Origin of the sequence: Kitasatospora sp. NPDC001603 (genome assembly GCF_040298365.1) — a bacterium.
Lineage (GTDB): Bacteria > Actinomycetota > Actinomycetes > Streptomycetales > Streptomycetaceae > Kitasatospora.
Genome location: NZ_JBEPAA010000053.1, coordinates 1 through 20225, shown reverse-complemented (window position 1 = coordinate 20225; position 20225 = coordinate 1). Strand labels below are relative to the sequence as shown.

The 20225-nt window shown below is 76.1% G+C and carries 18 protein-coding genes and 1 pseudogene; 13 read left to right on the top strand and 6 right to left on the bottom strand.

All coding sequences use genetic code 11. The annotated features are described in order from the left end of the window. Positions 1–39: 39 nt before the first annotated feature. From ABT263_RS27660 to ABT263_RS27650, 3 genes are all read right to left on the bottom strand, one after another. The gene (locus ABT263_RS27660; protein ID WP_352294347.1) at positions 40–1179 is read right to left on the bottom strand and encodes a glycosyltransferase; all 1140 of its coding nucleotides are present in this window, start codon (positions 1177–1179) and stop codon (positions 40–42) included. Continuing rightward, a complete protein-coding gene (locus ABT263_RS27655) occupies positions 1176–3092 on the bottom strand; it encodes a CpsD/CapB family tyrosine-protein kinase (protein ID WP_352294345.1) in 1917 nt (638 codons plus the stop codon). The genes ABT263_RS27660 and ABT263_RS27655 overlap by 4 nt, the downstream gene beginning before the upstream one ends. Before the next feature lie 406 nt (positions 3093–3498). Then, entirely contained in the window at positions 3499–4638 is a 1140-nt protein-coding gene (locus ABT263_RS27650; RefSeq protein WP_352294343.1) for a glycosyltransferase family 4 protein, read from the bottom strand. 301 nt (positions 4639–4939) lie between these two features. Here ABT263_RS27650 and ABT263_RS27645 point away from each other — a divergent pair, with 301 nt between their 5' ends. The 5 genes from ABT263_RS27645 to ABT263_RS27625 all read left to right on the top strand — a co-directional run bounded on the left by ABT263_RS27645 (position 4940) and on the right by ABT263_RS27625 (position 10353). Next, positions 4940–6052 (top strand): glycosyltransferase family 4 protein, encoded by a 1113-nt coding sequence (locus ABT263_RS27645; protein ID WP_352294341.1) that lies wholly within the window; start codon positions 4940–4942, stop codon positions 6050–6052. Between the two features lie 169 nt (positions 6053–6221). Beyond that, positions 6222–6899: a thiol:disulfide interchange protein DsbA/DsbL gene (locus tag ABT263_RS27640; protein WP_352294339.1), complete on the top strand. Its 678-nt coding sequence runs from the start codon at positions 6222–6224 to the stop codon at positions 6897–6899. A 156-nt stretch (positions 6900–7055) separates the two neighbouring features. Further along, on the top strand, positions 7056–7961 hold the full coding sequence (locus tag ABT263_RS27635; protein ID WP_329490818.1) for an ABC transporter permease: 906 nt from the start codon (positions 7056–7058) through the stop codon (positions 7959–7961). Next, positions 7951–9150 carry an ABC transporter ATP-binding protein gene (locus ABT263_RS27630; RefSeq protein WP_352294337.1) on the top strand — a complete coding sequence of 400 codons (1200 nt, stop codon included), beginning with the start codon at positions 7951–7953 and terminating at the stop codon, positions 9148–9150. Before ABT263_RS27635 ends, ABT263_RS27630 begins: the two co-directional genes overlap by 11 nt. Before the next feature lie 3 nt (positions 9151–9153). Continuing rightward, positions 9154–10353: a glycosyltransferase family 4 protein gene (locus ABT263_RS27625; RefSeq protein ID WP_352294335.1), complete on the top strand. Its 1200-nt coding sequence runs from the start codon at positions 9154–9156 to the stop codon at positions 10351–10353. A 103-nt stretch (positions 10354–10456) separates the two neighbouring features. On the opposite strand, the gene ABT263_RS27620 is transcribed toward ABT263_RS27625, so the two are convergent. Then, positions 10457–11200: an SAM-dependent methyltransferase gene (locus tag ABT263_RS27620; protein WP_329490821.1), complete on the bottom strand. Its 744-nt coding sequence runs from the start codon at positions 11198–11200 to the stop codon at positions 10457–10459. A 25-nt stretch (positions 11201–11225) separates the two neighbouring features. Beyond that, the gene (locus ABT263_RS27615) at positions 11226–12365 is read right to left on the bottom strand and encodes a glycosyltransferase (RefSeq protein WP_352294333.1); all 1140 of its coding nucleotides are present in this window, start codon (positions 12363–12365) and stop codon (positions 11226–11228) included. A gap of 57 nt (positions 12366–12422) precedes the next feature. On the opposite strand from ABT263_RS27615, the gene ABT263_RS27610 reads away from it, so the two are divergent. Next, entirely contained in the window at positions 12423–13193 is a 771-nt protein-coding gene (locus ABT263_RS27610; protein WP_352294331.1) for a glutamate racemase, read from the top strand. 242 nt (positions 13194–13435) lie between these two features. On the opposite strand, the gene ABT263_RS27605 is transcribed toward ABT263_RS27610, so the two are convergent. Next, positions 13436–14644, bottom strand: a complete 1209-nt coding sequence (locus ABT263_RS27605; RefSeq protein ID WP_352294329.1) for a polysaccharide deacetylase family protein — start codon at positions 14642–14644, stop codon at positions 13436–13438. 400 nt (positions 14645–15044) lie between these two features. Here ABT263_RS27605 and ABT263_RS27600 point away from each other — a divergent pair, with 400 nt between their 5' ends. The 7 genes and pseudogenes from ABT263_RS27600 to ABT263_RS27570 all read left to right on the top strand — a co-directional run. Next, a complete protein-coding gene (locus ABT263_RS27600; RefSeq protein WP_329490825.1) occupies positions 15045–15269 on the top strand; it encodes a hypothetical protein in 225 nt (74 codons plus the stop codon). Positions 15270–15630: 361 nt separating this feature from the next. Further along, complete coding sequence (locus ABT263_RS27595; protein WP_352294328.1) at positions 15631–16482, top strand: polysaccharide deacetylase family protein; 852 nt, start codon at positions 15631–15633, stop codon at positions 16480–16482. After that, positions 16475–17686, top strand: coding sequence for a glycosyltransferase (locus ABT263_RS27590; protein WP_352294326.1), 1212 nt, complete (start codon positions 16475–16477; stop codon positions 17684–17686). The genes ABT263_RS27595 and ABT263_RS27590 overlap by 8 nt, the downstream gene beginning before the upstream one ends. Positions 17687–17729: 43 nt before the next feature. Next, positions 17730–18518, top strand: coding sequence for a sugar transferase (locus ABT263_RS27585; RefSeq protein WP_352294324.1), 789 nt, complete (start codon positions 17730–17732; stop codon positions 18516–18518). 26 nt (positions 18519–18544) lie between these two features. Then, positions 18545–19162 (top strand): acetyltransferase, encoded by a 618-nt coding sequence (locus tag ABT263_RS27580; protein ID WP_352294322.1) that lies wholly within the window; start codon positions 18545–18547, stop codon positions 19160–19162. Positions 19163–19352: 190 nt separating this feature from the next. Beyond that, a complete protein-coding gene (locus ABT263_RS27575; RefSeq protein WP_352294320.1) occupies positions 19353–19841 on the top strand; it encodes an NUDIX hydrolase in 489 nt (162 codons plus the stop codon). Continuing rightward, positions 19838–20225 (top strand): annotated as a pseudogene (locus ABT263_RS27570) (hypothetical protein); the annotation flags it as partial. The gene ABT263_RS27575 and the pseudogene ABT263_RS27570, both read left to right, overlap by 4 nt.

Genomic DNA, 20225 nt, shown 5'->3' with positions numbered 1-20225 from the left:
TCCGTTCGGTGGTAGCAGCCTTCGGGGGACCAGGGGGGCTCAGCGCCGCAGCACCTTCTCGTACACCGCCTCCACGGCCCGCTGGGCGCCCGCGACGTCGAAGCGGGCGGAGCGCTCCCGCGCTGCCGCCCCGAGGCGTTCCCGCAGCTCCGGATCGTCGGCCAGCCGGCCGAGCGCGGCGGCCAGGGCGACCGGGTCACCGGGCTCCACCAGGAGGCCCTGCTCGCCGTCGTCGAGCACCTCCGGCATGCCGCCGACCCGGGTGACCACGGCCGGCAGGCCGCTGGTCATCGCCTCCATCAGGGCGACCGGCAGGCCTTCCTGACGGGAACTCAGGGCAAAGACGTCCAGTCCCGGCAGCAGCGCGGGGACGTCCGGGCGGGAGCCGGTGAACAGCACGCTGTCGGCCACCCCCAGCTCGGCGGCCCGGGCCCGCAGCCGCTCGTCCAGCGGTCCGGCGCCGATCACCACCAGCCGGGCCGGCGGTCGGCCGCGGCACAGCTCGGCATGGGCGGCGAGCAGCGTGGACTGGTCCTTCTTCGGTGTCAGGTTGCCGACCGTGCCGACCACGAACGCGTCCTGCGGCAAGCCGAGTCCGGCCCGCGCGGCGGCCCGGGCGGCCGGTCCCTGCGGGGCGCCGGCCAGGTCCGGGCCGTGGTGCACCACGTGCACCCAGGCACCGGGCCGGCGGCGCGCGGCCGGGATGGTCCGCTCGACGGCGTGCGAGACGGTGATCACCGCGTCGTTGCGCCGGTAGGTCAGCGCGTTGGCCCAGCGGGTGGCCCGGCGGTAGCGGTCCCAGACGTTGTGCTCGGTGTGGACCAGGCGCGGCGAGCCCCCGCCGCCGAGCCCGTACGACAGCAGCCGGGCGGCGGTGGCCGGGACGGGCATGTGGGTGTGCACCAGGCCGTAGCGGCGGTCGGCGAGCAGGCGGCGCAGCCGCAGCGGCCAGCGCGGGTCGGCCCGGCCGGGCGCGCCCGGCACGCCGCCCAGGCAGTGCACCCGCACCCCGGCCTCGGTGAGCGCGGGGGCGAGCGCGTCCTTCCAGGGCAGTACGTAGGCGACCTCGACCTCGTAGCGCGAAGCGTCCACCTGGCGGGCGCAGTTGAGCAGCAGCTGCTCGGCGCCCCCGCGGCCGAGGCCCTTGGCCAGCCAGAGCACCCGGGTGCGTCCGGTCACCGCTCCTCCGCCTCGCGCAGCAGGGCCGGCTCGCCCGGGTCGCCGCCGACCGCACCGGCCTTGGGGCCGTGGCCGTTGACGCCCGGACCGGCGTCGGGGCGGGTCCGGCCCGGTCCGGCGGCGTCACGCCGGGCCCAGCTCGGCGCCGCCCGGTCGGGACCCCGCTCGGTGCCCCACTCGGCACCCCGGTCCGCACCCCGGTCCGCACTCCGGGCCGCGCCCCACTCGGGCCCCCGGTCCCGGCCCCGCTCCAGGGCCCGGTCGGGGGCCCGGTCCACTGCCGGCGCGGCCGGGCGCGGCAGGGTGGACGGGGCGGCCCGGCCGCCCGGCGCCGCCGGTCCGCCGACCGGGCCGGTGCGCCGGCGCCGTCCGCCCGGGCCGAAGCTGGCGAGCAGCGCCACCCCGGCCACCGGCACCCCGGTCCGGGAGAGCAACTCGGCGACCCGGTCCGCCTGTTCGGGCGTCACATTGCCGCTGCGCACGGTGACCAGTACCGCGTCGGCGTGCTGGACCAGGTCGTACGCGTCGTTGGCGTGCAGCAGCGGCGAGGTGTCCACCAGGATCACGTCGGCGTGGCGGCGGGCCCGGCGCAGGACTTCGGCGGCGCGCAGCACCAGTGCGGCCGGGTAGGCGGTGGTGTTGCCGCCGGTGATCAGCGAGACGCCCGCCACGTTGGTCGGCCGGATCAGGTCGTCCAGCTCGCCGAGCCGCTCGCCGCTGAGCAGCTCGGCCATCCCCGGACCGCCGCCCACGCCGAGGTGGGCGTGCAGCTGCGGGTGGCGGAAGTCGCAGTCCAGGACGAGCACTTCGCGACCGGTCTCGGCGAGCGCGGCGGCCAGGTTGGCGACGGTGGTGGTCCGTCCGTCCCCGCTGCCGCCGGAGGCCACCAGCACCACGGGTGCCGGGTCGGCGTGCCGGCGCGGGGCGGGCTCGGCGCGCTCCCACTCGGCGGGCCCGGCGGCCGAACGGCCGAGCGCGTCCGGCCCGGTGAGCAGCAGGGTGGAGCGCAGCGAGCGGTACGCCTCGGCGGCCGGGTCCGAGGGGCGGGCCCGGACCAGCGGCTCGCGCAACCGCCGCAGCCGGCGGGAGAGTTGCGGCACCTCGCCGATCACCGGCAGGTTGAAGCCTTCCTCGACGGCGTTGCGGGTGCGCAGCCGGGTGTCCATCCGGCTGAGCATCAGCGCGGCGACCACGCCGAGGCCGAGGCCGAGCGCGACCGCCAGGCCCAGCCGGACGTTCCGGCTGGGGGAGGAGAGCAGGTTGCCGGCGTTCTGCCGGGCGTCGATGCTGCCCCACTGCTGGATGGCGTCGGTCTGGGCGCCGTTCTGCAGCTTGCTGATGGCGGTCAGCGTGGCGGTCAGCGAGGTGGACGCGGCGGTCAGCTTGGGCTGGAGCTTCGGCTGGTCGCCAGCCGAGGAGCGGTTGAACTGCTGCTGGATGTCGTCGAGTTGCTTCTGCTGGGCGTCCGCCTGCGCCTGCAGCTTCCGGACCGTCTCGGCGGCGCTCTTGGCGGACTCGTCGCTGAAGCCCTTGATGATCGCGGCCGAGTAGGCGGCCGCGAGGTCGGAACAGGACTGCTGGGTCGGCCCGGTGGTGGCGATCGAGAGCATCTGGGCGCTGTCGGCCGTCACGGTCCGGCGGGCGATCACGGCGGCGGCGTCGCCGATGCCGAGCTGGTGGGCCGCCGCCGTCGCGACGTCCGAACCCTGCGCGTACGAGAGCACCTGGTCGGCCCGCACGGTGTCGCCGGCCCCCGCGACCGGCGTGATGGCGACCTTGCACTTCCATTTGGCGTTGTCCACCGTGTCACCGGTGGGGGTCAGCAGCCAGCCGACGACGAGTGCGGCGAGCGTGCAGCCGACGAGCAGCCGCCAGTACCGCCGCAGGACGGTGAAGTGGTTTGCCGGTTCCACCGGTGGGATCCCCTCGCGTTCGTGGTGCGGTGGTGCTGGTGAGCTCCCCTCGGGAGCGCGGCGGTCCGGGTGCTGCTGCCTCTGTCTGTCCTGCGCCACGCTCTCGGCCCGGTGGAATCCCTCGCCCGATGTCGCAACTCGCCCCCTGACGAACCGCTGCCCGACCCGCCCCCCTGACGGCTCGCTCCCCGCCGACCCGCGCCCGGCGGCGCAGCGGTGCCGGGCCCCGGCCGGCCCGGCCGGTGCCGCGTCCAGGCCGGGCCTCGCCCACGCCGGCCACGCACGCCGCGCACCGGCCGCCGGTCCTCCTGCGATGCTTGCCGAGCCCCGACGTGCGGCGCAACCGCTTTGGCGATACTGGGACCGCCCGATGACCGGGACGGCGCCCGGGACCGACGGGATCCCGTCAGATCGTGCGCAGGCGCAGTGAGCGCTCGTAGAACCCGACCATCTGCGCCGACACCTGGTGCAGGGTGAACGAGGTGAGGAACCGCGCCCGCGCCGACTTCGCCCGCACCCGGGCCGAGGCCCGGTCCTGCACCGTGTCGACCAGCGCCGCCGCCAGCGCGGCCGGCTGCTCCGCCGGCACCAGCCGGGCGTAGTCCTCCGAGCCCACCGTCTCGCGCAGCGCCGGCACGTCCGCGCAGACCAGCGGCACGCCGACGCCCATCGCCTCCATCGCCGCGCTGCCCAGCCCCTCCCAGCGGGACGGCACGGCGAACGCGTCGGACGCGGCCATCAGGTCGAAGACGTCGTCGCGCGGCCCGAGGAAGCGCACACCGCCCGCCGCCTCGGCGAGGGCCGTGAGCCGGGCCGTCTCGGTGCCCTCGCTGCCGGCCAGCAGCAGCACCGCGTCCGGCTCCGCCCGCAGGACCGCCGGCCAGGCCTCCAACAGCACGTCCAGGCCCTTCTGGTACTGCTGGCGGGCGGCCGCGAGCACCACCGGCGCGTCCTGCGGCAGGCCCAGCGCGGCCCGGACGGCGGCCCGCCGCTCCGGGGTGACGGTGCCCAGCAGCTCCGGGTCCCGCCCGCGCGGCACCACGTCGATCCGCTCCCGCGGCACCCGCAGCCGCTGCGCCATCGCGCCCGCGACGTGCTTGGTGAGGGCGTGGAACCGGCGGGTGCCCTGGGCGGTCACGGCGTCCACCGTCTGGGCGGCCCGCACCTTCCAGGGGCTGAGGCCGCGCGCGTTGAGGTGCTCCGGCCCGTACGCCGAGTTCACCAGGCTGGAGACCACCGGCGTACGCGCCGACAGCGCGGCGGCCCGGCCGAGGACGTCCGACTCGTACAGCGTGGTGTGGACGAGGTCCGGGCGGCGTTCGCGGACCAGCCCGCGCAGCGCGGCGAGCGTCCGCCCCCGCGTGGCCCGGCCGACGCCGAATACGTCGGCCCCCGCTCCGGTCAGCTCCGGCTGGAAGCCCCCGGGCGAGTCCTTGAGGTACGCGACGTCCAGCTTCACCCCGGACCGCACCAGTTGGGGGGCCATCGCCACCAGGCCCTGCTCGGCCCCGCCGACCCGGCTCACGCTGTCGATCACATAGAGCACATGCACAGGCCAACCCCCGCCCTCCGGGGCGCGGCCGGTCTCCCGTGCCGGTCGGCACCCTGACTGCCGATCAGCATCGCAGGTGGCGCCGCCCGCCCGCCAGGTATTCGGCCAGGAGCCTCCCGCCGCCCCGGGCGGTCGGGGGCGGCCAGGGGCGCGCACCGGGGCGCGCGCCCGACGCCGGCGGCGTACGACGGCACCCGACCGGCGCCCGACAGGGGTAACCGCGCTGGCGCACGGGCCACCGCCGGGTTGTGCGAAGGGGCTGCCCCGGACGCCCCCCTGTGCCAAGGTCGTTCCCATGCCCGACGCGACACCGGCGAAGACGGCCGGAACCCGCCCCCGCATCCTGCACGTGATCACCGACCCGCGCCGCCGCGGCGCCCAGAACCTCGCCCGGGACCTGCACCGGGAACTGCGCCGCCGCGGCCAGGCCTCCGCCCTGCGGGCCCTCGCCCCGCACCCCGACGCGGCCCCCGACGCACCCGACACCCTCGCCACCACCGTGCTCGGCCGCGCCCGGCTGCACCCCGCCACCCTGCTCGCGCTCCGCGCCGCCGCGCGCACCGCCGACGTGGTCGTCGCGCACGGCTCCGCCACCCTCCCCGCCTGCGCCCTCGCCCTGGCCGGCACCCGCACGCCGTTCGTCTACGTCTCCATCGGCGACCCCCGGCACTGGACGGCGAGCCCGCTGCGCCGGCTGCGCACCGGCGCCCTGCTGCACCGCGCGGCCGCCGTCACCGCGCTCGCCGACGAGGCCCGCACCCTGCTGCAGGAGCGCTTCCGACTGCCCGCCGGCAAGGTCCGCACCATCCCCAACGCCCGCGCCGCCGACGGCTACCCGCCCGCCGGGAGCGAGTGCGAGCGGCGCGCGGCCCGGCAGGCGCTCGGCCTGCCCGCCGAGGGGCTGCTGGTCGCCTGGATCGGCGCGATCGCCCCGGAGAAGCGGCTCGACCTCGCCCTCGACGCGCTCGACCGGCTCCCCGACGTCCGCCTCGCGGTGGCCGGCGACGGCCCGCAGCGCGCCGCCCTGGAACGGCACCCGGCCGCCGCCCGGGCCCAGTTCCTCGGCACCCTCGCCGACCCGGCCCCGCTCTACCGGGCCGCCGACGCCCTGCTGCTCACCAGCGACAGCGAGGGCGTCCCCGGCGTCCTGATCGAGTCGGCGCTGGCCGGGCTGCCCGCCGTCGCCACCGACGTCGGCTGGGTCCGCTCGGTGGTCCGCGACGGCGCCACCGGGGCGCTGGTCCCCCCCGGGGACCCGGTCGCGCTCGCCGAGGCGCTGGCCAAGGTGCTGGCCGGCGACCGGACGGCGCTCGGCGCGGCCGCCCGGGAGCACGTGCTGGCGCACTGCGAACTCGGCGTGGTGGCCGACGCCTGGCAGCGGCTCCTCACCGACCTGTGCGGCCGCTGACCCGCGCGGACGGCAGCCGCCGGCCCCGGGCCGGTCCACCGGTACGGACGCCGTCCGCACCGCCGTCCGCACCGGCCCCCGGGCCGGGCTGCGCCGATCGGGCGAATCGCGGCCCGGCCCCCTCGGGGCGAGTGGCCGTCGACGATCCGTCACCGCCACACTGCCCGGTGTGAAATCGCTGCTGAGGTCCACCGTCCTGCTCGCCGTCGCGACCGGGATCGCCGCGTCCCCCGTCCAGGCCGGCGCGGCCACCACCCACCAACCGTCCCGCGAGGGCTCCCAGTCCGTCCGCGTCGACCAGCTGAAGCCGGTGCGCGAGAGCGCCCGCACCGAGGCCGTCGAATTCTTCTGGTACGACTGCGGCCACTCCCAGCAGCTGGAGCAGCCGCTCCAGGCCTGGGCCGAGAAGCACCGCTCCGACGTCAACCTGCGCCGGGTGCCCGCGATCTGGCCGGGCAGCCCCGAGGAGCGCACGCAGCGCGGCCACGCGCGGCTCTACTACACCCTGGAGCGCCTCGGCCTGGTCGAGCGCCTCCAGACCAGTGCCTTCCGCGCCGTCCACACCGACGACAAGGACCTCACCACCGAGGACACCACCACCGACTGGGCGGTGCGCCAGGGCGTCGACGAGCGGACCTTCCGGGACGCCTACCGCTCCGACGACGTGCGGCGGGCCGTCGACGACGCCGCCGCGATGTTCGTCCAGAACAAGATCAACGAGCTGCCCACGGTGATCGTCCAGGGCGAGGAGCGCACCACGCCGACCCGGGCCGGCGGGGTCTCGGCGATGCCCGACGCCCTCGACCGGCTGGTCGAGCAGGACCAGCAGCGCCACCCCCGCGGCTGACCCCTCTCCCGACCGACCGATCACCTTCACCGAACCGACCCCCGGCGACCACACTCTGTGCCAGAGTGGACGCCGGGCCGCGCCGCCGGGATCGAGAACTGCCGTGGTGGCGGGCCCACTTCTCGATACCGGCGGTACCGGAGAGGGCAGGGGTCCGTGGGGGGACAACGCGCGCAGCTCGTCGACGAGCGCGACAGCCAGACATCGGCCGCGTCGTGGCGGCCCGCGGTCGCCGACGGGCCGCCACCCGACCTGGTCTTCAAGCGCCGGCTGCGCCCCGCACAGGTGGCCCGGGAGCTGTGGGGCGCGCGGGAGCTGGTGCGGGCCCTGGCCGAGCGCGACCTGCGCGCCCGCTACAAGCAGGCGGTGCTCGGCTTCGCCTGGGCGGTGCTGACCCCGCTGGCGCTCTGCGCCATCTTCACCCTGGTGTTCCACCGCGCCGTGAAGATCGACACCGGCGCGGTGTCCTACCCGCTCTTCGCCTACGTCGGCCTGATCGTCTGGCAGTTCTTCAGCAACACGATGAACCAGGGCGCGCTGAGCCTGGCCAACAACCTCAGCCTGCTGAACAAGGTCTACTGCCCGCGCGAGGTCTTCCCGCTGGCCACCATGCTGGTCGCCAGCGTGGACATGGTGATCGGCGTCGGTGTGCTCGGCCTGCTCTTCCTGATCTTCTGGACCGCCCCGGCCGTCACCTTCCTCTGGGTGCTGCCGCTGCTGCTCATCCAGTTCGCCTTCACCTACGGCGTCGCGCTGATCCTGTCGGTCGCCGTGGTCTACCTGCGCGACGTCCGCCACCTGCTGCCCATCATCACGCAGATGGGCGTCTTCGCCACCCCCGTCGCGTACCCGCTGGCGCAGATCCCGCAGCGCCTCCAGGAGATCTACGTCGGCTTCAACCCGCTGGGCGCCGTCATCGAGGGCTACCGCGGCGCCCTGCTGTACGGCGACGCGCCGGACGTCACGCTCACCTCGATCGCCGCGGTCTCCTCGCTGGTGTTCCTGGTCGGCGGCTACCTGCTGTTCAAGAAGCTGGAGACGGGGATCGCCGATGTCGCCTAGCCCGACGCACCCCCTGGGGACCATCCGCACCGACCGGGTGTGGAAGCGCTTCAAGGCCGACCAGCAGCGGATGCTGCTGCGCGACAAGGTCGACTCGATGGCCCGTCGGCTCCGCGGTGAGAAGGGCGAGGAGTGGCGCTGGGCGCTGCGCGACATCAGCCTGCACATCGAGCCGGGCGAGTCGGTCGGTCTGATCGGCTCCAACGGCTCCGGCAAGTCCACGCTGCTGAAGATGCTGACCCGGGTGATGTACCCGTACGGCGGCGTGATCGACGTGCGCGGCCGGATCGGCGCCCTGATCGAGATCAGGGCCGGCATCCACCCCGACCTGACGGGCCGGGAGAACATCTACCTGTTCGGCGCGTTGCTCGGCCTGCGCCGCCGGGAGGTGGCCGGCCGCTTCGACGACATCGTGGAGTTCGCCCGGCTCGGCGGTGCGATCGACCGGCAGGTGAAGTTCTACTCCTCCGGCATGCAGATGCGCCTCGGCTTCGCCGTCGCCGCCTACCTGGAGCCCCATGTGCTGCTGGTGGACGAGGTGTTGGCGGTCGGCGACGCCGTGTTCCAGCAGCGCTGCCTGGACCGGATGCGCGAGGTGGCCGAGCAGGGCACCACCATCGTCTTCGTCTCCCACGACCTGCCCGCCGTCGAGTCCATCTGCCGGCGCGGGATCTGGCTGGAGCAGGGTTCGGTGCGGGTGGACGCGGGCATCAAGGACGCCATGGCGGGCTACCGGGACTCCATCGAGGCGCAGTCGGAGTCCGGCGGTCGCACCGGCGAACCGCTGCGACTGCTCAAGCACGCCGTCCGGGGCGAGGACCGCGACAGCCTGACCACCGACGAGCCGATGACGGTCGAACTGACCCTCGGCGGCGACTACCGGGGGGACGCCACCCTGCACCTGGGCGTCAGCGAGGGCACCTCCAGCCCGATCTTCCAGATCAGCCACGAAGTCCGGCTCACCGGGGAGGACCACCAGGTCGCCTGCGTGATCCCCCGGCTGCCGCTGCCGCGCGGCCGCTACACGCTCTGGGCCGGCGTCTACAGCATCGGCCGGACCGACGGCGGTACCCTGATGAGCTGGCACTCGGCCGGCCAGTTCGACGTGTTCGGACCGATGCTGGACTCGCCGCCGCGCGCGGTGGTGCTGGCCGCGCCGGTGTTCGTCCCGCACCACTGGGAGGAGTGACCCGTGAGCCCGGTCCGGGTGCTGGTCCACCTCAACAACCTCGCCCTGGGCGGCGCCCAGCTCAACGCGGTCGACATCGCCCGCACCCTGCGCGACCGCGGCCACGATCCGGTGCTGTTCGCCCAGGGGGTCGCGGGCCCGGCCCCGCTGCTCGACGTCGCGGCCGGCCACGGCCTGGACGTGGTGGTCGCGGGCGGCCCCGACACCCCGCGCGCGGACGTCCGCCGCCGGCTCGGCCGGCTGGCCGCCGAGCACGGCAGCCAGCTGCTGCACGCCTGGGAGGTCCGGGCGGCGCGCAACTCCTACTTCGGGCCCGGGCGTTACGGCCGTCTGCCGCTGGTCACCACGTTCTACGGGATCCGGATGCTGCGCGGCCTGCCCCGGCACCAGCCGCTGGTGCTCGGCCTCGGCGCCCTGCTGGGGGACGGCCGGGCCTTCGGGCACCAGGACGTCAGCCTGATCGAGCCGCCGGTCAACACCGCCACCGACGCGCCGGGCCGGGGGGACGGCGCCGCGTTCCGTCGTGAACACGGCATCCGGGACGACGAGTTGCTGCTCGCGATCGTCACCCGGCTGGTCCCCGCGCTGGAGAAGGACGCCGGCGCCGAGCTCACCGTCGAAGCCGTCCGGCAGCTCGACGACCCGCGGGTGCGGCTGGTCGTCGTCGGCGCCGGCCCCAGCCTGGAGCGGCTGCGCACCCGCGCCGCCTCGGCCAATGCCGCACTCGGCCGCCAAGCCGTGCTGGTGCCGGGGCAGTTGGCCGACCCGCGGCCGGCCTACGACGCCGCCGACATCGTGCTCGGCATGGGCGGATCGGCGCTGCGCGGCCTGGCCTTCGCCAAACCGGTCGTCGTCCACGGCGCGGCCGGCTACACCGCCGTCCACGAGCCGGGCCCGCTGGTCGAACCGCACGCCTCGCGCTGCATGTACGGCTTCGGCGACGGCTCGCGCGTGCCCGATCCGCTGGTGGACCAGCTCCGCGGGCTGCTCGACGACCCGGACCGCCGGGCGCGGCTGGGCGCCTGGGGCCGGGAGTGGGTGGACGGGCGGTTCTCGCTGGACGGCGTCACCACCGCCTTCGAGGACCTGTACGCCCGGGCGCTGGCCCGCCCGGCGCGGGTGACCGGCTGGCTGAAGGACCTGGAGCAGATGACCAGGTACGAGTTCACCAAGCCGGCCGCCCTGCGGTTGCTGGGGCGGTGACCCAGGCGCGCCCGCCTGGGTCACCGCGCTGTCCGGCGCCGCGTGGTCCGGCTCGGGTCCGCCCGTCGCTCCGTCCGGCGCCGGGGGACCGCCGGCCGGACGGCTAGCGACGCAGCAGCAGGGTGACGAAGCCCAGCGTGCCCCGGTAGCCGTGCAGCCACTCGGCGCGGTGCCGGTCGACGGCTTCGCGGGCGGCCGCCGCGTCCTGGTGGTCCGGGTTGTCCAGCGCCCACTGGGCGAGCGAGCCCGTCCAGGAGAACTCGTAGTCGTCCCACTCCTGGAGGCTGCTGACGTAGCCGTACACCGGGGTCCAGCCCTCCGCGATCACCCGGTCCGTGGTGGTCGCCAGGTCCGCGAACTCGTCCCGGGTCGCGCCCAGGCCGTCCAGCGCGGCCTGGGTGGGCTCGCGCTCCCAGAAGCCGTCGCCGACCATGACCAGGCCGCCCGGCGCCAGGTGCTCGCGGGCTGCCGCCAGCGTCGGCAGCAGTCCGCCGAAGGCGTGCGTCGCCCCGATGTTCAGCACCAGGTCGAACGGCTCCCGCGAGCTGAACTCCTCCGCGCTCTGGTGGTGCAGGCCGAGCCGGCGCTCCACGCCGAGCGCCTCCGCGGTCTGCCGGGCCCGGGTGAGGGCCGCGGCGTCGAGGTCCACCCCGACCGCCTGCCAGTGCGGGCGCGCGGTCAACGCCCGGACCAGCCAGCCGCCTTCCCCGCAGCCGAGGTCCAGGGCCCGGCCGGCGTCGGTGTGTTCGGTGGCCCGGGCCAGCAGCCGGGCCACCGACTCGTCGGTGATCGGCGCGGCGATGGGGTGGTGGACATGGGCGAGGCGGGAGATTGTCTGACGATCCATTTGATCATTGTGGACCACGTCGCGCTCAGTACGTGCGGCCTTTCCAGGCCGCCCCGCGGCCGCGCCAGTGCTGCATCGCCGAGTCGACCGTCATCAGCAGGTACAGCGACGCCGTGAACGGCAGCAGCAACGCGGCCGGCGCCGGCTGCCGGTAGTAGCGCAGCATCGGGAGGAAGGTCCCCGTCATCAGGGCCCAGGCCGCGCCGCCCGCCGCGGCCACCGCGCCGTGCCCGGTGGCCAGCCCGGCGACGGTGGCCACCGGCGGCACCAGGTAGACCAGCGTCAGCCCCAGCACCGTCCCGGCCAGCAGGAGGGGGGAGTGCCGCAGCTGGGCGTAGGCGCTGCGCGAGACCATCCGCCACAGCTGGGCGAGCCGGGGATAGGGGCGGACGCTGTCCACCCGCTCGGCCAGTCCGAGCCAGGTCCGGCCGCCGGCCGCCTTCACCGCACGGGCCAGCGACACGTCGTCGATCACCGCGCCCCGGATCGCCGCCACCCCGCCCGCGCGCTCCAGCGCCTCCCGCCGCACCAGCGAGCAGCCGCCCGCCGCGGCGGCCGTCCGGGCCCCGGGCCGGTTGCTGCGGCGGAACGGGTACAGCTGGGCGAAGAAGTAGACGAAGGCCGGCACGATCAGGCGCTCCCAGCCGGTCTCCACCCGCAGCCGGGCCATCTGGGAGACGAGGTCCCGCCGGTCGCTCTCGGCGGCGGCCACCAACTCGGCGAGCGAGTCCGGGCCGTGCGCGATGTCCGCGTCGGTGAGCAGCAGGTACTCGACGTCCGGGCCGGCCAGCTCCACCCCGTGCCGCAGCGCCCACAGCTTGCCGGTCCAGCCGGGCGGCAGCGGGGGAGGGGTGGTGACGGTCAGTTCCAGGCCCCCGGGCCCGGCGAGCGCGGCCGCCAGCGCTCCGGTGCCGTCCGAGCTGTGGTCGTCCACCAGGATCACCCGGGCCCGCCCCGGGTACTTCTGCGCGAGCAGGCCCGGCAGGCTGAGCGGCAGCACCTCCGCCTCGTCCCGGGCCGGCACCACCACCGCGACCTGCGGCCAGCGGACCGGTGGCCGGCGCGGCGGCAGCCGCACGTCGGTGCGCCAGAACAGCCCGTGGCAGCAGGCCAGCCAGAGCCAGACCAGCAGGGAGAGGACGGCGATCCACAGCAGGACGGTCACCCGGGCAGTCTGCCGCACCCGGGGCCCGCCACGGGGTATCGACTAGAGTCTTGCCCTGTGAAGATCGCACTGATGGACTCGGGAATCGGCCTGCTGGCCGCCGCCGCCGTGCTTCGGAACCTGCGCCCGGACGTCGATCTGGTGCTCTCCTCCGACCCGGCCTCCATGCCCTGGGGCCCGCGGACACCCGAGCAGATCACGGCCCTCGCGCTGGGCTGCGCGCGGGCGGCGGCGGCCCTCGAACCGGACGCGCTGGTGATCGCCTGCAACACCGCCTCCGTCCACGCGCTCGCCGCGCTCCGCGCCGAGCTGGAGCCCGCGCTGCCGGTCATCGCCACCGTCCCGGCCATCAAGCCGGCCGCGGCGCTCGGCGGACCGGTCGCGATCTGGGCCACCCCGGCCACCACCGGCAGCGCCTACCAGCGCGCTCTGATCCGGGACTTCGCCGGACCGGCGGCCGTCACCGAGGTCGCCTGTCCGGGCCTGGCGGACGCCATCGAGCACGGTGACGACGCCGCGATCGACGCGGCCGTCGCCGCCGCGGCGGCCCGCACGCCGGCCGGCACGGCGGCCCTCGTCCTCGGCTGCACCCACTACGAGCTGGTCGCCGACCGCATCCGCGCGGCCGTCGCGCCCACCGCCGCCGCCCACCTCACCCTGCACGGCTCCGCCGACGCCGTGGTGGCCCAGGCCCTGCGCCGGGTCGCCGACCCCACCCGCCGGGGCACCGGCACCCTCACCGTCCTCCACGCGGGCCGCAGCGCCGCCCTCCCGCCCGCCGTGCTCCTCTACCCGCAGGGCCTCGACCTCACCGCCCCGGCCGCCTGACCCGGACGGCCGCCGCGGCGGCCCGGCTCCTCCCGCGCGGACCGCGCAGGGAGCCGCTGCGTGATGGCTCCGCCGCCCGGACGTCGACCCCTGGCCCAGTAGTGCGTACACAGAAGGTCGGCGCGGGAGAAGGCCTGCCGACCGGTCCACCGGCGGCGCTCGGCTCGCCCCCTCGCCCCCTGGCTGCGGAGCCGGCGGGGCGCGGGACGTCGGACCGGCCGACGCACCGCGCCCCGCCGCCGTTACGCCACGGCCTGGCCGCGCCAGCGCCGGTAGGCCGGTTCGAGTCCGGAGAGGATGGTGTCGAAGCGGCGCGTGCTGGTGGTGGAGTCGACCTGGAGCCGGCTGATCTGCAGCGGGTGGTCGGGAAGACGCGGGCCCAGGCGGTGGTCGGAGAGGAACCCGAGCCGGTACCCCAGCTCCTGGAGGACGGTTTCGGCGCGCGGGTCGTGCCCTCCGTCGGGGTAGGCGAAGGCGGTCGGCGGCTCGCCCAGCCAGCGGGTGAGCGCCTCGTGCGCCCCGGTGATCTCGGCCCGGACGGTGACGTCGTCGCAGCGTCCGAGACAGGGATGCCCCTGGGTGTGGTTGCCGATGGCGACGCCGCCCGCGCGCAGGGCGATCAGGTCGGCCGGGGTGAGCTGTTCCTGCCGGGGCGGTCGCCGGTCCGCGCTGACCCGCAGTTCCTGGAGGCTGCGGCGCCGGTCGGGGTCGGGCATGGCCTTGAGTCGGCGCAGCACCTGGGAGGGGTGCCCGCAGTCCAGCGAGCGGGCGCGCCCGCCGTGCCGGGCCAGGAAGTCGGCCTCGTGCCACCAGAACGGCTTCTCCGTGCCGATCAGCTCGGAGATGACGAAGGCGGCGGCCGGGATGCCCCGGTCGTTGAGCGCCGGCAGGGCGTGCGTGAGCACGCTGCGGTCGGCGTCGTCGAAGGTGACCAGGACACTGCGGGCGGGCAGCGGCCGCCGCTCGGCGACGGCCTGCTGGACGGCCGCCAGCGAGACGGGGGTGGCGAGTCTTCGGAGCCGGTCGAGCTGGGCGCCGAAGGACCGCGGATCGGTCACGCCGTGGTAGGCGAGCACGGCGAGCCGCTGCGCGGCCCGGGCCCGGAACAGCGGTTGGACGGGGGCGAAGCGCAACCAGTCGCCCCGCTCCTCGGGCCGGTCGGCCGCGGTCGGCGCGGCGTGCCGACGGGCGGCCTGCCGTCCGCGCGGCAGCGGTTGGGGGACCGCCGCGACCGCGGGGGCCACCGCCGGCCGGCCCGGTGCGGGCGGCGCGGTCACGGACTGCGTGGTCATCGGTGGTGCGGCCGCCGAGTGCCCGGTGGCCCGTCGCCGAGCGGCCGGCTGCCCGGCGGCCGCCTGTGGCAACGAGCGCAGGTGGGCGCTCGGCAGGGTGCTGATGACGGACCCGATCCGGGCCATGGAGGTCGACGTCGTGGACTTGGACTGCGGCACGGTTCCCCCTCGGTCGCCGGTGCGGCGTGGCGGTACCGCCGGAGGTTGGAGCCCGGCCTCCGACTCCAGGGCACGGCGGCTCCGCCCCCTGGTGTTCTCCGGTCCTCGGCGGGGACTCCCAACCCGCACCGCGGACGGCTCCTGGATCGCTCAATGTAGTGGAGACAGATGTGCCCGGTGGATGGTTGTACCGGACAGCCGAGGAATTTTCGCGGGCCGAAAACAGGCGCCTCCGGGCGTACGCCGGGGCAGCGACGGCGCCCGTGACCGGGCGAGAGCCGGTTGCGGAGAGTAGTCGATATATCGCTTCCTGCGGGCTGCCTCCCGGGCCGCTCCGGGGTACCTTGGCCTCATGGCAGATGCGGAACGTGATCATTTGCACCCTCATGGGGCGACCAGGATGGCCCGCGTGTGGAGCGGTGGCGCGCTGGTCACCCACCAGCTCCCGCTGGCCGTGGTCGGTCTGGCCTGTCTGGCGCTCGGCATCGTGGTCGCCGTGGCGGTTCCGGACAGTGACGGCCCCGCGTGGGCGATGGCCGTGGCCGGCTGCCTCGCGGCCGGGGTGCTGCTGCTCGGCCGGATCGCGTTCGCCCTGCTCCGGTACCGGCGCGGCGCCACCCTCTGAGGCACCGGCCCACGGACCCGCGTCGTCCTCGGCGCAGGCCCGGCCCCGGGAGGCGGCGGGCGGCGCCTCCCGGGCCGCCCGGCCGGTGCCCCGGGTCCGTGGCTCCGCCGCGCGGCCGTGACCGTCCCGACCGGCCCGTGAGCCGCCCCGGCCGCCACCGGCCGTCACCTGAACGGGCGATCGAGCCCGACCGGTCGGATCGGCCGGTTTCGGCCCATCTGCCTACGCCTTCTCGCTTCTTTCACAATTCCGGGCCATCAGCCCCACAGTTCCCCCTACTGTGATTTCCGTCCGGCAGCCAACTGCGCCGGATGCGAGGCCACTTGACGGCGCCGGGGAGGGCGCCGCAGAGGGGGGAGCAATGAGCGGCACCGCCGCGCCCGGAGCACCCGAGGCGGCCGGACCGGCCGGAGGCATCCGCACCAGGGTCAAACGCCAGCTGGCCCGCAGGGTCGGGGCCCGGCCCGGCGAGGGCGCCACCGTCCTGATCTACCACCGCGTCGGCGGCGACAGCCCCGACGAGCTCGACGTCGGCACCGCCGACTTCACCGCCCAGGCCGACCTGCTCGCCGAGCTGCCGCCGGGCCGGGTGGTCTCCCTCGACGAGGCCGTGGACCGGATCGAGGCCGGCCGCCGCACCCCCGCCACCGTACTCACCTTCGACGACGGCTTCGCCGACGTGTACGACAACGCCTGGCCGCTGCTGCGCGACCGCGCCCTTCCGTTCACCGTCTACCTCGCCAGCGGCCACGTCGGCGGTGAGATGCGCTGGGAGGGGTCGACCGCCAGGACCACGGGCGCCCCCGCGCTCAGCTGGGAGCAGCTGCGCGAGATGACCGCCTCCGGCCTGTGCACGGTCGCCAACCACACCCGCAGCCACGCCCGCCCCGAGCTGCTCACCACCGCCGAGCTGGACGCCTGCAACGACGACGTCGAGCAGCACCTCGGTGTCCGCCCTCGGCACTACGCCTACACCTGGGGCGTCCCGGTGCCCCACATGGAACCGGCCCTGCGCGCCCGGTTCCGTTCCGCCGCCACCGGCGAGGTCGGCCGCAACGTGCCCGGCGTCGACCCGGTCCGGCTGCGCCGGGTGCCCGTCCGCCGTACCGACCCGATCGACTTCTTCCGCGCCAAGCTCTACGGCCGGCTGATCCCCGAGCGCGCCTACGCCCGGATCGTCGCCACCGCGAAGGCGGTGGGCGCCCGTGCCTGACCCCACCCCGGTACCCGCCACCGCGGCCGCCGGACCCGCCCCGCGGCTGCGCGGCCCCGGCGGCCGGCCGCTGCGCGTGGCCCACCTCACCACCGTCGACATGAGCCTGCACCTCCTGCTCGCCACCGAACTCAAGGTGGACCTGGAGGCCGGCTTCGACACGTACGGCATCAGCGCGCCCGGCCCGTACGTGTCCGAGATCGAGGCGATCGGCGTCCGGCACGAGCCGCTGCACGCCCTGACCCGGTCCTGGCGGCCGCGCGCCGACGCCGCCGCCGCCCGCGAGCTGCTCGCCGTGCTCGACCGGCTGCGACCCGACGTCCTGCACACCCACAACCCCAAGACCGGCGTCCTCGGCCGTGTCCTCGGGCGGCTGGCCCGGGTCCCGGTCGTCGTCAACACCTGCCACGGCCTCTGGGCGCAGGCCCACGACCCGCTCGCCAAGCGGGCGTTCGTCCTCGGCGCGGAGGCCTTCGCCGCCCGCTTCTCGCACGCCGAGCTGTACCAGAACGGCGAGGACCGCCGCGCCCTGGCCCGGGCCGTCCCGGGCCGCCGCTCACGGGTCGTGGGCAACGGCGTGGACCTCAGCCGTTTCGCGACCGCCCCCGGCGACCGGGCCCGCGCCAGGGCCGGGCTGCGCGCCGAACTCGGCGTCGGCCCGGACGAACTGCTGGTCGGCGGCGTCGGCCGCAGGGTCGCCGAGAAGGGCATCCGCGAGTACGCGGAAGCGGCCCGCGCGCTGGCCGGCAAGGCCCGGTTCGTCTGGATCGGCCCCGACGACCCGGACAAGCCCGACGCCCACGGCGCCGAGTCCGGCGTCGAGTTCCCCGGCCCGCGCGGCGACATGCCCGCGGTGTACGCGGCCCTCGACGTCTTCGTCCTCCCCTCCTACCGGGAGGGGTTCTCCCGCTCCGCCATGGAGGCCGCCGCCGGCGGCCTGCCGATGGTGCTCAGCGACATCCGCGGCTGCCGCGAGATCGGCACCCACGACGAGCACCTGCTCCTCGCCCCGCCCGGGGACGCCCGGGCCCTCACCAGCGCGCTGGACCGGCTCCTCACCGAACCCGGCCTGCGCGAACGGCTCGGCGCCGCGGCACGGCGCCGCGCCACGGCGCACTTCGACCAGCGCGCCGTCGCCGGGGTCTCGCTGGAGACCTACGCGGCCGTCGCCCGCGCCAAGGCACTGCCCTGGACGGTCGACTGAACCCACGCACTCCCACCAGACCGCATCAGGGGGAAGGACCGTCATGAAGCGAGGGGGCGACCTCGCGGTCACCGTCCTGGCCGGGATCGTCGCGATTCCGCTGGGCCTGCTGATCGCCCTGCTGATCCGCTGCACGACGGGCGGCCCGGCGCTCTTCCGCCAGACCAGGACCGGATGGCACGGGAAGGAGTTCGAGATCCTCAAGTTCCGCACCATGCGGGACAAACGCTTTCCCGAGGAGCCGGACGCGCCCCGGATCACCTGGCTCGGTGACCTGCTCCGCAAGACCAGCCTGGACGAGCTGCCGCAGCTGTGGAACGTGGCCCGCGGCGAGATGGGCGTGATCGGGCCCCGGCCCACCCTGCCCGAACAGGTCGTCCACTACTCCCGCCGCCAGCGCGGCCGGCTCGACGTCCGGCCCGGCCTCACCGGCTGGGCCCAGGTCCAGGGCCGCAACTCCCTCACCTGGCCCGAGCGGATCGAACTCGACCTCTGGTACGTCGAGCACCGCTCGCTCCGGGTGGACCTGCGCATCCTCGCGCTCACCGTCGGCGTGCTGCTGCGCCCCAGCGGGATCACCGCCGCCGGCGGCGTCAACCCCGGCTTCCCGGCGCCTACCGAGCCGCTGACCGCCGGCCCGGCGGCCGCCGGCCACGAGAGCGCCGGCCACCAGCCCGTCTCCCACCACCCCGTCTCCCACCAGCCGGTCGGCTCCGCCGCCAGGCCCGCCGACCCCGCCGTCCGGCCGCTCACCACGATCAGCCTGCCCCGGCAGGCCACCGCGCCCCGGCTGGCGCAGCCCGTCCGGACCGCCGTCGAGGAGGCGTCCTGATCCCCGAAGCGGGCAGGATGGCCGCCATGGCCACCGACCACCGAGCACTCTGGATCGCCGGCGCCGGGGGCGTCGGCCGCGAGGCGCTGGACACCGCCCTCGCGGCCGGCGTCCCGGTCGCCGGCTTCCTGGACGACCGCGGGCACGGCGGCACCGTCCGCGGCCTGCCCGTCCGCCGGCCCGACGACGTCCCGGCCGGCGCCCGCTACCTGGTCGGGATCGCCGCCCCGGCCGTCCGGCAGCGGCTCAGCGCGCTGCTGGAGGCCCGCGGCGCGCTGCCCGCCACCCTCGTCCACCCCCGGGCCCTGATCGCGCCCGACACCGAACTCGGCCCCGGCTGCCTGGTGATGGGGGGCGCGTACGTGTCGAGCAGCGTGCGCCTCGGCGCACACAGCCAGGTCCACTACAACGCGACGGTCGGCCACGACAGCGTGTTCGGCGCGCGGGTGACGGTCTATCCGGGCGGCAACGTCTCGGGCGCGGTGCTGCTCGCCGACGGCGCCACCGTCGGCAGCAACGCCGTGGTGCTGCAGGGGCGCCGGATCGGCGCCGACGCCTTCGTCGGCGCGGGCGCCGTGGTGACCAGGGACGTCCCGGCCGGTGAGGTGGTGGTCGGCTCCCCGGCCCGGCCGCTGCGCGGATAGCGGCCGGGACGCCGGCCGTCCGGGTTCCCCGCCGACCCGCCCGGGTGGTGCCCGCCGAGCCGGCGGACGGCGGCCCGCACGGGCGGCCGTCCGCGGGCGGCAGGCTCCCCTGCGCGCGGGCAACGCCCTGGTAGGGGCCCGGCGGTGGACTCCCCGGGTGCCTGCCGCGGTGCCGGATAGGGTGCGGGGCATGGCTATCCCCGCGTTCCTCGCCGAACTCCGCGCCGTGGTCGGCACCCGCCCGCTCTGGCTCAGTGCCGCCGTCTCGGTCGTCTTCGACGACGACGACCGGGTGCTGCTGATCCAGCGGGCCGACGACGGCCGCTGGGCCCTGCCCGGCGGCATCCTCGACCCCGGCGAGCAGCCCGCCGACGGCGCGGCGCGCGAGTGCCTGGAGGAGACCGGGGTGGTGGTCGTCCCCGAGGTGCTCGCCGGGGTCGATGTCTCGCCCGAAGTCCGCTACCCCAACGGCGACGTGACCCAGTACCTGGTCCTGGTCTTCCGCTGTCGCCCGGTGGGCGGTGAGGCCCGGGTCAACGACGACGAGTCGCTCGCGGTCGGCTGGTTCGCGCTCGACGCGCTGCCGCCGATGGTCGAGGCGGAGCACCGGGCGCTGCGCCAGGCCCGGGAGGGCCGGGGAGCGGCGTCCTTCCTGTGGGAGGGCGGGGAGCGTCCGTGACCGGCCCGATGGCCGATGTCCCCCTGCTGGACGGGCCGGTGGAGGTCCGCGGGGCCCTGCACCTGGAGCGCACCGGGTACGGCCTGCGGCCCTGGCGGCTGCCGGCCTGGACGGCCGCGCAGTTCCCGGACGAGGCGCTGCGCCGGGTGGCCCAGATGCCCTCCGGGGTCCGGCTGGCCTTCCGGACCGCGGCGACGGTGCTCGCACTCGCCCTCCGGACGCCGGCCGATCCCGTCCACCCCGGCGCGGTCGAGCTGGCGCTGGACGGCGTGCGGACCGACCGGGCCGCCCTGGTCGGCTCCGGCGGCCCGCCGCCGTCCGGGATCTTCCGGACGGCGGCGGGCGCCGCTGCCTTCGCCGAGGGCCGAGCGCCTGGGGCCGAGC

Coding starts and splice junctions, on each gene's coding strand:
- ABT263_RS27620 (WP_329490821.1), bottom strand. CDS start 11,200: ATGGATCGTCAGACAATCTCCCGCCTCGCCCATGTCCACCACCCCATC.
- ABT263_RS27575 (WP_352294320.1), top strand. CDS start 19,353: ATGGCTATCCCCGCGTTCCTCGCCGAACTCCGCGCCGTGGTCGGCACC.
- ABT263_RS27580 (WP_352294322.1), top strand. CDS start 18,545: ATGGCCACCGACCACCGAGCACTCTGGATCGCCGGCGCCGGGGGCGTC.
- ABT263_RS27595 (WP_352294328.1), top strand. CDS start 15,631: ATGAGCGGCACCGCCGCGCCCGGAGCACCCGAGGCGGCCGGACCGGCC.
- ABT263_RS27645 (WP_352294341.1), top strand. CDS start 4,940: ATGCCCGACGCGACACCGGCGAAGACGGCCGGAACCCGCCCCCGCATC.
- ABT263_RS27585 (WP_352294324.1), top strand. CDS start 17,730: ATGAAGCGAGGGGGCGACCTCGCGGTCACCGTCCTGGCCGGGATCGTC.
- ABT263_RS27630 (WP_352294337.1), top strand. CDS start 7,951: ATGTCGCCTAGCCCGACGCACCCCCTGGGGACCATCCGCACCGACCGG.
- ABT263_RS27600 (WP_329490825.1), top strand. CDS start 15,045: ATGGCCCGCGTGTGGAGCGGTGGCGCGCTGGTCACCCACCAGCTCCCG.